This window comes from Nonomuraea sp. NPDC049158 (assembly GCF_040648335.1).
GTDB lineage: Bacteria > Actinomycetota > Actinomycetes > Streptosporangiales > Streptosporangiaceae > Nonomuraea.
The window spans coordinates 1-12855 of the sequence record NZ_JBEZDM010000008.1 but is presented as its reverse complement, the minus strand read 5'-3'; the positions used below and the strand labels follow the sequence as shown (position 1 = coordinate 12855).

10 protein-coding genes are annotated in these 12855 nt (G+C 71.8%); 6 read left to right on the top strand and 4 right to left on the bottom strand.

Features of this window, described 5'->3' with window-relative positions:
* Positions 1-79: 79 nt before the first annotated feature.
* From AB0B61_RS19040 to AB0B61_RS19025, 4 genes are read left to right on the top strand one after another with little or no spacing between them, the layout of a single operon-like run.
* Positions 80-1669: an ABC transporter substrate-binding protein gene (locus AB0B61_RS19040; protein ID WP_358433116.1), complete on the top strand. Its 1590-nt coding sequence runs from the start codon at positions 80-82 to the stop codon at positions 1667-1669.
* Positions 1670-2662, top strand: coding sequence for an ABC transporter permease (locus AB0B61_RS19035; RefSeq protein ID WP_358433114.1), 993 nt, complete (start codon positions 1670-1672; stop codon positions 2660-2662). It abuts the gene before it with no gap.
* Complete coding sequence (locus AB0B61_RS19030; RefSeq protein ID WP_358433112.1) at positions 2663-4474, top strand: dipeptide/oligopeptide/nickel ABC transporter permease/ATP-binding protein; 1812 nt, start codon at positions 2663-2665, stop codon at positions 4472-4474.
* The gene (locus tag AB0B61_RS19025) at positions 4471-5151 is read left to right on the top strand and encodes an ATP-binding cassette domain-containing protein (protein WP_358433110.1); all 681 of its coding nucleotides are present in this window, start codon (positions 4471-4473) and stop codon (positions 5149-5151) included. Before AB0B61_RS19030 ends, AB0B61_RS19025 begins: the two co-directional genes overlap by 4 nt.
* A gap of 28 nt (positions 5152-5179) precedes the next feature.
* On the opposite strand, the gene menC is transcribed toward AB0B61_RS19025, so the two are convergent.
* From menC to AB0B61_RS19010, 3 genes are all read right to left on the bottom strand, one after another.
* Entirely contained in the window at positions 5180-6280 is a 1101-nt protein-coding gene (gene menC, locus AB0B61_RS19020) for an o-succinylbenzoate synthase (RefSeq protein WP_358433108.1), read from the bottom strand.
* Positions 6277-7041 carry a GNAT family N-acetyltransferase gene (locus AB0B61_RS19015; RefSeq protein ID WP_358433106.1) on the bottom strand — a complete coding sequence of 255 codons (765 nt, stop codon included), beginning with the start codon at positions 7039-7041 and terminating at the stop codon, positions 6277-6279. Before AB0B61_RS19015 ends, menC begins: the two co-directional genes overlap by 4 nt.
* 107 nt (positions 7042-7148) lie before the next feature.
* Positions 7149-7850 carry a tetratricopeptide repeat protein gene (locus tag AB0B61_RS19010; protein WP_358433104.1) on the bottom strand — a complete coding sequence of 234 codons (702 nt, stop codon included), beginning with the start codon at positions 7848-7850 and terminating at the stop codon, positions 7149-7151.
* Here AB0B61_RS19010 and AB0B61_RS19005 point away from each other — a divergent pair.
* On the top strand, positions 7816-8436 hold the full coding sequence (locus AB0B61_RS19005; protein ID WP_358433102.1) for a S26 family signal peptidase: 621 nt from the start codon (positions 7816-7818) through the stop codon (positions 8434-8436). The genes AB0B61_RS19010 and AB0B61_RS19005 overlap by 35 nt on opposite strands.
* Positions 8437-8528: 92 nt before the next feature.
* Here the strand turns inward: AB0B61_RS19005 and AB0B61_RS19000 are convergent, their stop codons facing one another.
* Positions 8529-11030 (bottom strand): glycoside hydrolase family 3 C-terminal domain-containing protein, encoded by a 2502-nt coding sequence (locus tag AB0B61_RS19000; protein ID WP_358433100.1) that lies wholly within the window; start codon positions 11028-11030, stop codon positions 8529-8531.
* A 399-nt stretch (positions 11031-11429) separates the two neighbouring features.
* On the opposite strand from AB0B61_RS19000, the gene AB0B61_RS18995 reads away from it, so the two are divergent.
* On the top strand, positions 11430-12779 hold the full coding sequence (locus tag AB0B61_RS18995) for a discoidin domain-containing protein (RefSeq protein ID WP_358433098.1): 1350 nt from the start codon (positions 11430-11432) through the stop codon (positions 12777-12779).
* Positions 12780-12855: the final 76 nt, after the last annotated feature.

The window sequence follows — 12855 nt, the reverse complement described above, 5'->3', positions numbered from 1 at the left end:
TCGTCACAGCGCACGAAGAACGATCTACGGTCAGCGACCAGGGTGGTGCCTCAGATCCCACTCCCCAGGAGCGCCCCACATGAGAAAACCAGCCGCGCTCGTCGCGCTGGCCCTGCTCGCCGCGGCCTGCGGCGGCACTGCGGGCACAGAAACAGGCACCGGCTCGGGGACGGGCGCGCCGGTCACCGGCGGCACGTTCTCCTTCGCCATCAGCGCCGACCCCGGCGTGCTCGACCCCGCCATGGGCGTGCTGTCGGTCACCAACCAGGTGCTCGCGTTCGCGTACGACACCCTCGTCGGCGTCGGCACCGACGGCCGGATCGTCCCGGGACTCGCCGAGAAGTGGCAGGTCAAGCCCGACTCGGTGACCTTCACCCTGCGCAAGGACGCCACCTGTTCCGACGGCGCCAAGCTCACCCCCTCCGACGTGGCCGAGAACGTCAACCACATCGCCGACCCCGCCACCAAGTCGCCCATCTACGGCGTTCTCGTGCCCACCGGAATGAAGGCGAAGGCGGACGACGCGGCGGGCACCGTGACCCTGTCCACGCCCGAGCCCTTCAGCTTCATCCTGGAGAGCACCGAGCAGATGTACATCGTGTGCGGCAAGGGCGTCAAGGACCGCTCGGCGCTCGCCCACGCCACCTCCGGCTCCGGCCCCTACCAGCTCACCGAGTCGGTCTCGGGCGACCACTACACCTTCAAGGTCCGCAGGGAGTACGTCTGGGGCCCCGGCGGGGCCACGGCCAAGGACCTGCCCGAGACGGTCACGCTGAAGGTCGTGCCCAACGAGCAGACCGCCGCCAACCTGCTCGTCGCCGGCACGCTCAACGGCGCCACCTTCTACGGCCCCGACCGCGCCCGCGTGGCGGCCACCCCGGGAGTCGTCAAGAGCGAACTGCCCTACGGGAACGGCCAGTTCTTCTACCACCAGGGCGACGACCGGCCCGCCCACGACCCGGCCGTACGCAAGGCGCTCACCCAGGCCGTCAACCTCAAGGAGCTGTCCGGGATCGCCGCCAGCGGCACCGGCCGGCCCGCCACCGGGCTCGTCCTCGACCCGCGGCCCTGCCAGGGCGACACGGTCACCGGGCACGTGCCCGCCAACGACCCGGCCGCGGCCGCCGCGGCCCTGGACGCGGCGGGATGGAAAGCGGGTGCCGACGGCGTCAGGGTCAAGGACGGCAAGCGGCTGACGCTGCGCTTCGTCTATCCCACCACCAGGGGATCCGGGGTGCAGGCGGCGGCCGAGTACTTGGGCGCCGCCTGGAAGAAGGCCGGTGTCGAAGTGAAGCTGAACGGCATCATCGACGCCAAGCTGGCGGAGTCGCTCAACGTCACCCAGGACTGGGACGCCATCTGGCTGCCGATCGCCGTCACCCTGCCGAGCCAGCTCGTCGGCTTCCTGTCGGGGCCGGCCGCGCCCAAGGGCGCCAACTTCGCCCACCTGACCAACTCCCGCTACACCTCGCTCATCACGAAAGCCTCGGGAATGCCGGCGGCCGAAGGCTGCAAGCTGTGGCTGGAGGCCGAGTCGGCGCTGTTCGAGAACAGTGATCTGGTGCCGGTCGTGGAGAACACCGTCCTGGCCGCCGGCAAGGGCGGCACGTTCCGCATCCTGGCCGGGGGCGTCGTGCCGACCTCGATCCGCCTCACGCAAGGAGGCTGAGTGCGCGAGCTCCACGAGACCGGACCCGGCTCGCCGCGCCGGGTGCGGTCGCGCGGGTCGCGGTGGGTGGTGCGGCAGGTCGTACGGTTCGCCGTCTCGCTCGCCGCGCTGCTCGTCGCGTCCTTCGCGATGATCCACCTCATCCCGGGTGACCCGGTACGGGCGTCGCTCGGGCCGGCCGCGCCGATCGAGCTCGTCCAGGCGCGTACGGCGGCGCTGGGGCTCGACCGGTCGATCCCCGAGCAGTTCCTCACCTACACCGGCCACGTGCTGACCGGAAATTTCGGGACCTCGTTCCTGTCGGGCGAGCCGGTCGTCGAGATCGTCGCCGCCCGGCTCCCCAACACGCTGGCCCTGGCCCTGCTGGCGACCGTGGTGGCGCTGCTGGTGGCGGTGCCGCTCGGCATGTGGGCGGCCGTCCGCACCGAGAACGGCCGCAACCGCGGCACCGAGTACGCCTTCACCACCGTGACGGGCACCGCCGTCGCCGTGCCCGAGTTCCTGTACTCGATCGCGCTGGTGACCGTCTTCGCCATCGGTCTCGGCGCGTTCCCGCCCGCGGGCAAGGCGGGCGCCGCCTCGTACGTGCTGCCCGTCCTCGCGCTGGCGATCGGCCCGATCGCGATGATCGCCCGCATCTCCCGCGCGGAGACGCTGCGCGAGCTGGGCACCGACTACGTACGGCTGGCGCGCGCCAAACGCCTGCCCGCCGCCCGCCTCCACCTCAGGCACGTGCTGCCCAACACGCTCACCGCCACCCTCACCCTGGGCGGCCTGCTGCTCTCGGCGCTGATCGCGGGCAGCGTGCTGGTCGAGTACGTCTTCGCCTGGCCGGGGCTCGGCCTGAAGATCGTCGAGTCGATCACGCAGAAGGACTATCCGGTCGCCCAGGGCGTCATCCTCGTCTACGGCGCGATCGTGCTCGTCGTGAACCTCGCCGTCGACCTGGCCCTGGCCGCGCTCGACCCCACCTCCAAGATCAGGGAGGCATGAGTGAAGCCCCGCCTGCCGCGCACTCCGGCGGCGGTCGCCGGCGCCGTGCTCGTCGCGGCCATGGTCGTGCTGGCCGTCGTCGGGCCGCCCATCTGGGGCGCCGACGCCGAGCGCATCGACGCGGCGGCCATCCTCCAGGGCGCCTCCGCCGCCCATCCGCTCGGCACCGACAGCCTGGGCCGCGACCTGCTCGCCAGAGTGCTCGTGGCCGGCCGCTTCTCCCTGGCGCTGGCGCTGGCCGCCACGCTCATCGGCGGTCTGGCCGGGATCGTGCTCGGCGCCCTCCCGTCCGTGCTGCCGGGCCGGCCTGGTCGGCTGATCACCGGAGCGGTCAACGCCCTGGTCGCCTTCCCCGGGTTGCTGCTGGCCATGTTCACGGCGGTCGTCTCCGGGCTGGGCGCCCGCGGCGCTGTCCTGGGCATCGGGGTCGCCATCGCGCCCGGATTCGCCCGGCTCACCCAGACGCTGGCCGCGACCGTCGCCGGATCCGACTACGTGTCGGCCGCCCGCATGCTCGGCGTGTCCCGCCGCCGGATCCTGACCGGGCACGTGCTGCCCAACATCGCCGAGCCGCTCATCCTGCAGCTCACCCAGGCGCTCGGCGGCGCCCTGCTCGGCCTGGCCGGGATGTCGTTCCTCGGCCTGGGCGTGCAGCCGCCGTCGTTCGACTGGGGGCGGCTGCTGTTCGACGGGTTCGCCCGCATCTACGTGACGCCCGAGGTCGCGCTCGGACCGGCGGCGGCCATCGCGCTGGCCGGCATCGGGTTCAACCTGCTGGGCGACGCCATGGCCAAGGCCGCCGCCCGTACCGCCGCTGCCGGGAAGGCGTCGGATGCGGCGGTACCGCCCGATCCCGGCGAGCCGGACCCCGGCGCGGTGCTGGAGGTCAGGGACCTGACCGTCGCGTTCCCCGGCGGCGTGACCCCCGTACGCGGGCTCTCGCTGACCATCGCCCCCGGCGAGATCGTCGGCCTGGTGGGGGAGTCGGGCAGCGGCAAGAGCCTGACCGCCGCCGCGATCGGCGGGCTCGTCCCGTATCCGGGCACGGTCGCCTACGGGCGGCTGCTGCTCGGCGGCCGGGACGTCGCCTCGCTGTCGGGCAAGGAGCTGGGCACGGCGCTGGCCATGGTGTTCCAGGACCCCATGGCCTCGCTCAACCCGGCGCTGCGGGTGGGCGGGCAGCTCGCCGAGGTGGCGATAGTGCACCAGGGCGCCGGGCGGGCCGAGGCGAACCGGCGGGCCGTGGACCGGCTCGGGCACGTCCACCTGCCCGACCCGGCCGCGCGCGCCCGGCAGCACCCGCACGAGCTGTCCGGCGGCATGCGGCAGCGCGCGGTGATCGCGATGGGCCTCATGGCCACGCCGCGGCTGATCATCGCCGACGAGCCGACCACGGCGCTCGATGTGACCGTGCAACGGCAGATCCTGCGGCTGCTGCGCGAGGTCACCGAGGAGAGCGGCGCGGCGGCGCTGTTCATCACGCACGACATCGCCGTGGTGGGCGAGCTGTGCGACCGGGTCATGGTCATGTACGCGGGCCGGGTCGTGGAGGAACTGCCCGTCCGCCGGCTGGCCGCCGAGGCCGCGCACCCGTACACGCGGGCGCTCATCGCCTCCCTGCCCGACATGGCCACCGACCGGGACAAACCCCTCGCGAGCATCCCCGGCCGCCAGCCCGCCCCCTCGGAGGTGGGCCCCGGCTGCGCCTTCGCGGACCGGTGCGCCCTGGCGACCGACCGCTGCTCCGCCGAACGTCCCCCGCTCATCCCGTACGGCGAGGCGGGCCGCGTGGCCTGCTGGGAGGTCAAATGATCATCGAAGACCTGACCGTGCGCTTCGGCGCGTTCACCGCGGTCGACCGGGTCACGCTGGAGATCCCCCCTGGCCGGATCGTCGGGCTCGTCGGCGAGTCGGGGTCGGGCAAGTCGTCGCTGGCCAAGGCGGTGAGCGGCCTGGTGCCGTACACGGGCCATATCGACGGGGCGCGCAACGTCCAGATGGTCTTCCAGGACCCGTACGCCTCCCTGGACCCGCGCATGACGGTCGGCGAGTCGGTGGGGGAGGGGGCAAGGCGTGACCGGGCGGGGCGGCGGGCCGAGGTGGAGCGGCTGCTGGGGCTGGTCTCGCTCCCCGCGGACCTGGCCGGGCGCTACCCGCGCGAGCTGTCCGGCGGTCAGCGGCAGCGGGTGGCCATCGCCAGGGCGCTGGGTGCCGCGCCCGATCTGCTGGTCGCCGACGAGATCACCAGCGCGCTGGACGTGTCCGTCCAGGGCGCGGTGCTCAACCTGGTGCGCTCGCTCCGCGACGAGCTGGGCCTGTCGATGCTGTTCATCTCGCACAACCTGGCAGTCGTCCGGTACGTCTCGGACGTCGTCGCGGTCATGCACCAGGGCCGCGTCGTCGAGTCAGGGCCCACGGAGCGGGTGGTCGGCGAGCCCGCCCACGACTACACGCGCGCCCTGTTGGAGGCGGTGCCCCGACTCACCTGAGGGCTCGCCTGAAGGCTGACCGGAGGGCTCAGAGGGTGATCCACTCGGTGGCGGTGGTGACCTCGTCGAGCACGGCCGGGATGGGCGCGACGCCCAGCCCCGGCCCGGTCGGCACCGCCAGGTGGCCGTCGCTCAGCTCGAACGGCTCGGTGATGTCGGTGGCGAAGTAGCGGCGCGAGGCCGAGGTGTCGCCCGGCAGCGTGAACCCGGGCAGCGCGGCCAGCGCCACGTTCGCGGCCCGGCCGAGCCCGGTCTCCAGCATGCCGCCGCACCACACCGCGATCCCGTTCGCCCGGCACAGGTCGTGGATGCGGCGGGCCTCCAGGTAGCCGCCGATCCGGCCGGGCTTGACGTTGACGATCGAGCACGAGCCCAGTGCGATCGCGGCGGCGGCGTGCTCGACCGACTCGATCGACTCATCCAGGCAGATCGGCGTCCGCAGCTGCTTGGCCAGCTTGGCGTGCTGGACGAAGTCGTCGTTGGCCAGGGGCTGCTCGATGAGCAGCAGGCCGAAGTCGTCCAGCTTGGCCAGCTGGCGGGCGTCCACGAGCGTGTAGGCGGCGTTCGCGTCGACCTGGAGGAGGACGTCGTCGCCGAACCGCTCGCGCACCGCCCTGACCGGCTCCACGTCCCAGCCGGGCTCGATCTTCAGCTTGATCCGCACATACCCCTCGTCGAGGTAGCCCTCGACGGCGTCGAGCAGTTGCGGGATCGAGTCCATGATGCCGACGGAGACCCCGCACGGCACCCGGTCGCGAGCCGCGCCGAGGAAGCGGCCGAACGACTCGCTCGATGCCCTGAGCTGGGCGTCCAGCACGGCCGTCTCCAGGGCGGCCTTGGCCATCCGGTGCCCCTTGATCGGCTCCAGGGCCCGGCCGACGGCGTTCGCGTCGAGGGTGCGGGGCAGGGCGGGCAGCAGGAAGCGCCGGATCACCTCGGCCGCGCCGTCGACGTACTCGGGGGAGTAGAGCGGCTCCGACATGGCCACGCACTCGCCCCAGCCCTCGGCGTCGGGCGTCACGACCCGCACCAGCAGCACGTCGCGGGCCGTCTCGGTGCCGAACGAGGTGCGGAACGGCGCCACCAGCGGCATCGCGATCCGCCGCAGCTCAACTCCGGTGATCTTCACGCTTTCTCCACTACGTAAAAGGACTTCTGATGGAACCCGGTGACGACGCGGCCTTCGGCGATCAGGCCGCCCAGGACGTCCCGCATGGCATGACGCCATGCCTTGGCCGTTCCCGGGTCGGCCCGGCGCAACCCCTCGATGTCCGGAGGCGCGGCCACCAGCACCACCGCGGCGTCCGTAGGGCCCGGCACCGGCCGGCCCCCGTCGTCGGCCAGGCCGACCACCGCGTCGCCCGGCACGTGGACCGGCCACGGCTCCCGTCTGGTCAGAGCCTCGACATGCGGCGCGGACAGCTCCCAGACGGCCAGCATCCGGTCGGACTCGTCGCCCTGGTTGATCTCGTCGTCCATGATGCCGTAGAAGCCGGGCAGGTATTCGCGCGGCCGGGCGCCCAGCTTGGCCAGGTTGAAATGGGCGTTGCGGCGCACCAGCGGATCGTAGGTCCAGGTGACCCGGGCCAGCTCGCGCTCCAGTGCCCACCGGCGCTGGTGCAGCTTGATCTCGAACCCGATGCCGCGTCCGGCGGCGGCGCCGGTGATGTGGGAGTGCAGCGCGTTGCCCGCCGCGAGGAACCCGACGGACCCGCCGGCCATCCGGTCGCCGTCGAAGGCGCCCGCGACGTAGCCGCCCGCGTGCGACAGCGCCCGCATCAGCTCGACCGTGATCGGCTGCCCGCCCTGGTCGAACCGCCAGATGCCGTCGAACAGCGCGAACAGTTCCTCGAACTCCGCGATCTCGTGTAGTTCCCTGACCGCGATCAACCTGCCGGCCCTCCGAGTAGTCGATGTCACCCGCGACCGTACGCCACAGTGAGGGGCCGGGATTCGTGCCGGTTCACAAGAGGATGCGCGTTCTTCGTCGCCGAGCCCTACGGGGAGCAGGGCGACGGCTCGGGAACGCCGCCTTCCCGAGCCAGTGCCCGCTGAAGCCGGGTGTGCAGGCCCAGGGCGGAGAAGACGGCTTCGCGGCCATGGTGCGTTCCAGCGTGGCAGGCGTCTTCGATCAGGCCGTCGTCGGCCATGCTGTCGATGTCGCGGGTGATGGCGAGCGCCCTTTTCAGCGGGACCACACTCGCGGCGTGCTGATCGATCTGGCGGTAGGCGTTGCCGATGCCGATGAGCGCGCGGCCTTGGCCACACCGGTCATCCACCTCCTCATAGAGGGCGAGCGACCGGTGCTGCTGGTCGAGCGCCTCGGCGAACCGGCCCGAGCGGTCATAGATGAAGCCCAGATGGTTGTGCGTCTTGGCCTCGCCCCAGCGATCGCCGCTCTCCTGGTCCAGGACGAGCGCCCGGCTGTGGTGCTTGAGCGCTTCGGAGAGGTGCCCGGCTCGCCAGTAGGCGAAGCCGAGATTCTTCATCGTCTCGGCCGGCGCGCCAGGATCGCCGGCGCTCCTCGCGGCGTCGAGAGCCAGGAGATGCGTGTCGATCCAGTCGCGGACATGGCCGCGGACGAAGAAGAACCGCCACAGGACATGGGGCAGCTGCCAGGTATGGGCATCCCATCGGTGCTCGGCCGACAGCGCGATGGCCGCGATGAGGTTGGCGCGCTGGTCGTCCAGCCACGCCATCGCGTCGGCGGGCCCGGCCAGGACGGGCGGGTCGGCCTACGACTTCAGCGCGGCCGACAACATCGCCGTGGGTGACCTGGCGGCAGTGGGCGATCAGGGGCGGATCGAGACGGCGGCCGGGCATGCCGGGGTGCACGAGATGGTCGAGGCGCTGCCTCATGGCTACGACACGCTGCTGACGCGGATGTTCCACCAGGACCCCGACGATCCGGGTGGCGGGGTGACGCTGTCGGGCGGGCAGTGGCAGCGCCTCGCACTGGCCAGGGCGTTCCTGCGTGCGGACCGGGATCTGATGATTCTGGACGAGCCGAGCGCGGGCGGAGTCCGGCGGGGGCAGGTCGTGGTGGTCACCGGAGCCTCCGGCGGCGGGGCGTGGCTGCTGAAGCGGGCGGTGGCGATCCCCGGCGACCCGGTGCCCAGGGACCGGGTCCCCGCGCTGCGAGAGGTGGAGGGAGACACCGTGCCGGTGGGGCGGCTGGTGTTGATAGGCGACAACCCCGATCAGTCCCTGGATTCCCGGCATTTCGGGTATGTGGCGGCGGATCGTCTGGTCGGTGTGGTGGTACGGCGCCTGAGTCTGCGGTGACAGCGCTCCAGTTGGTGCGACGAGGGGGGAGGGCGGCCGCGGAACCGATCGGTCACGCCGCGTCAGCCGCGCGACCGATCGGTCACGCCGCGTCAGCCCTGGAATCGACCGGTCACGCGCGGATCGCGGGACGACGCGCCCACCGCGACGGTGAAGACGCCGTGCGAGGCGACCCAGCGTTTCGCGGCCGGGCTCCAGGTGGACAGCGCGGCGCTGTCGAGCGGGAAGGTGACCACGGTGCTCCGCCCCGGCCGCAACCACACCTTCTGGAAACCCTTGAGCTGCTGGGGAGGCTCGCCCGCCGCGCTCGGGAAGCCGAGGTAGAGCTGGGCGGTCTCGGCTCCGGCGCGGGCTCCGGTGTTGGTGACCCGGACGCGTACGGCGTGGCTGTCGGCCCGCAGACCGTCGTACGCGAAGCTGGTGTAGGACAGGCCGTGGCCGAAGGGGAACAGCGGGCGCTGGTGCCGGGCGTCGTACCAGCGGTAGCCCACGTTCAGGCCCTCGTCGTAGCGGACCGTGGTGCCGTCGCCGGGGAAGCCGTACGCGACGTCCGGGCCCTGCCGGTCGTCGGCGGGGAAGGTCACCGGCAGCTTTCCCGACGGGTTGACGTCGCCGAACAGCACGGCCGCGACCGCGTTGCCGTACTCCTGACCCGGGTACCACGCCTGGAGCACCCCGGCCACCCGGTTCAGCCACGGCATCAGCGACGGCGCGCCGGTGTTGAGCACGACCACGGTGCGTGGGTTGGCCGCGGCGACGGCCTCGATGAGCTGATCCTGGTCGCCGGGCAGGGCGAGGGAGTCGCGGTCGGCGCCCTCGCTGATGGAGTCGTTGACGAAGATGAGCGCGACGTCGGAGCGCCGGGCGGCGGCGACGGCCTCGGCCAGCAGCGCGGGGTCGGGCGCGGCCCAGCCGAGCTGCAGGGCGGCGCCGAAGAGGGAGCCCGCGGTGGAGTACTCGAGCTTGATCGAGACGGTGCGTCCGGCTGTCAGGTCGGCCATCCCGTGGGCGATACCGCCGAACTCGGTGTGGTTCGCGGCGACGAGCTTGCCGTCGAGGTAGAGCCTGGCCTGGCCCGAGCCGTTGAGGGAGAAGCGGTAGCCGCCCGTCTTGGGCGGGGTCAGGGTGCCGGTCCACCGAGCAGACCAAGTGCCGGTGACGCCACTGGGCGCCGCGGAGAAGCTCACCGAGGGCTCGACCCGGGTGAGCACGGGGTCGCCGGTGAAGTCGGGAGTGGGGTAGTAGGTGGCGGTCAGTCCGGGGCCGTCGCCCGACGCGGGCCGCAGCAGGTCGCCGGAGAGCACGGGCAGCGCGCCGGTGCCGAGCGTGCCGCGGGCCTGGTTCAGGGTGAGCGCGCCGCCGGCCCGCGCGGTCAGACCGGCCAGCGGGGTCACGGTGGTGGACGGCTGCAGCGCGGCCGAACCGCCGCCGTAGAAGGTGGCGTGGTCGCCGGCCGCGTCGCCGATCACCGCCAGCGACCTCGCCTTGTTCAGCGGCAGGACGCCGCGCTCGTCCTTGAGCAGCACCATGCCCTGCTCGGCCAGGCCCCGCGCCAGTTCCCGATGCGCGGGCGTGGACACCTCCTCGCGCGGCGTGTAGTCACGGTCGAACAGGCCCGTCCGGTACATCGCCGTGAGAATGCGGCGGACCTTGTCGTCGATGGCCGCGACCGTGACCTGCCCGGCCGCCACCGCCTGCTTCAGCGCGTCGCCGAAGTACGTCGATCCCGGCATCTCCACGTCCAGCCCGGCGCCGGCCGAGGCGGCCGTGCTGTGGGTGGCGCCCCAGTCGGACACCACGAACCCGGTGAACGCCATCGCGTCCTTGAGCGCGCCGCGCAGCAGGTCGCCGTTCTCGCAGGCGTAGGTGCCGTTGACCTTGGGGTACGCGCACATGACGGACCTGGCCCCGCCGTCACGTACGGCCGCGCGGAAGCCCGGATAGTAGATCTCGTTGAGCGCCCGCTCGGACACCTGGACGTCGACTTTGCCGCGGTCGGTCTCCTGGTTGTTGGCCGCGAAGTGCTTGGGCATCGCTATGACGCCCTGGCTCTGTACCCCTTTCACCTGCTCGGTGGCCATCCGGGCGGTGAGGTAGGGGTCCTCGCTGAAGGTCTCGAAGGTACGGCCCCAGCGCGGCGAGCGCACGATGTTGATCGTCGGCGCCAGGGCGACGTTGTGCCCCTTGCCGGCCTGCTCGGCGCCGACCGCCTCGCCGTAGCGCCGCATGAGCGCGGTGTCCCAGGTGGCCGAGCCGTTGATGGCGGCGGGGAAGGCGGTGATGCCGGTGCTGCCGTTGGCGACTCCGTTGGGACCGTCGGCCAGGTAGATCGTGGGGATGCCCAGCCGGGTGTTGCCCGGGATCCGCCCGGCGTACCCCTTGCCGAACTCGAAGCCGACGCCGTGCAGCATGGCGATCTTCTCGTCGAGGGTCATGCGGGCCAGCATCCGCTCGGCACGCTGCTCGGGCCCGTACGAGGCGCTCAGGGGCGAGGGAGCGCTGTCGCCGGCCGCCGGTGGCGACTGGGCGACTCCCGTCAGCGTCAGGAGGGCGGCGGCCGCCAGGGCGGTCGCTCTATGGAGTCGTCGGGGCATGTGCCAGGTCCTCTCTCAGGGGGATGGCCATGGCCCCTGCGGACCGTGACCTGAGCTGGGACGCGTCGATGACGATCTTCGATATATGTTGTGCCCGACAACATATGATCAGGCTGAATGCGCGACAAGGACCTCTTCCATCGTCCGGAAGACGTTCGCTGAGGTCTCCCGCCAAGGCGGAGACAAAGTCATTTATCTTCCGTTCAGCGGTTGGAGCGCTTCCCGGGCCGTAGATCGCCGCATATGGTCCAGACGCGCCGCATCAGATCGCGATGGATGTGCTCCAAGAGCAGCTCCACCCCCCGGCTCCGCTCAGAGCCGCGTTCCTTTCCTGTCTCGTGTCCTGTCCTTGTGGTGGCGGAGCCATGCCCGCCGCCTTCGTACCGGAGAGGTAAGACCATGAGATTCCCCCTCAATCCAGCCGGCGGGCGCCCGCCCGGCCGCGCCTCCTGGTTGGCGGCGTGCGTCGCGGTGATCGTCGCCCTGGCGACCGCGCTCGCCGGTGGCGCCGTCACCGCCCGGGCCGCCGCCACCGCCCAGGTCGCCGCCGCCGAGCTGCTGTCCCAGGGCAAGCCGGCGACCGCGTCATCCACCGAGAACGCCACCACGCCCGCTTCGGCGGCAGTGGACGGCAACGCCGCCACCCGCTGGGCCAGCGCCTTCAGCGACCCCCAATGGCTGCGGGTCGACCTCGGCGCCACCGCCACCATTACCCAGGTCGTGCTGAACTGGGAGGCCGCCTACGGCAGGGCCTTCCAGATCCAGACCTCCGCCGACGGTTCAACCTGGACCACCGTCTACACGACCACCAGCGGCACCGGCGGGGTGCAGTCTCTCACCGTGGCCGGAAGCGGCCGGTACGTACGGCTGCTCGGAACGGCGCGGGGGACCGCCTATGGCTACTCCCTGTGGGAGTTCCAGGTCTACGGCACGTCGGGCGGCACCACTCCGCCGCCGGGGGGCGGCACCATCCCCGACCCCACGATCCAGTCACTGGAGGCGACCAACGGACCGTTGGCCACCGCGACGTACACGGTGCCGAACCCCAGCGGCTACAAGGCCGGCACCGTCACCTACCCGACGGCCAGCGGCTCGTATCCGGGCATCGTCCTGATGCCGGGCTACCAGGGCACCCAGGCGAACCTGAGCTGGCTCGGCCCGCGTCTGGCGTCCTGGGGCTTCGTGGTCATCAACGTCGACACCAACACCCTGAGCGACAGCCCCGACCAGCGTGGCACGGAGATCAGGGCGGCCGGCACCCAGCTGCTCAACCTCGGCAACGCCACGGGCAACCCCCTGTCGGGCAAGCTGAACGGCACCCTCGGCGTGTCGGGCCACTCCATGGGCGGAGGCGGCACGATGGTGGCGCTGCGTGACGACATCCGGTTCACGGCTGGCGTGCCCCTCGCCCCCTTCCACCAGAGCCCCAACTTCGCCGCCGTCAACAAGCCGACCTTCTTCCTGACCTGCGCGAGCGACGTCGCCGCGCCCGGCAACACCTACGCCAAGCCCTGGTACAACAGCATGACCCGGGCCGAGAAGCTGTACATCGAGGTTCCCGGCGACCACCTCTGCCCGATGACCGGCAACGGCAACAAGGCCAAACAGGGCAAGTGGATCGTGTCGTTCTTCAGCCGCTGGCTGCGTAGCGACACCCGCTTCACGCCGTTCCTGTGCGGCACCCAGCGTGACGCCGACCGCACCAACACCTCACTGGTGACCCAGTGGATGGACACCTGCCCCTTCTGACCAGTTGGCATCGGCAGCCGGGCATGGCGAAAACGACCCCCAAGACCACCAGCCCCCCTCGCCGCTCATGGGCAGA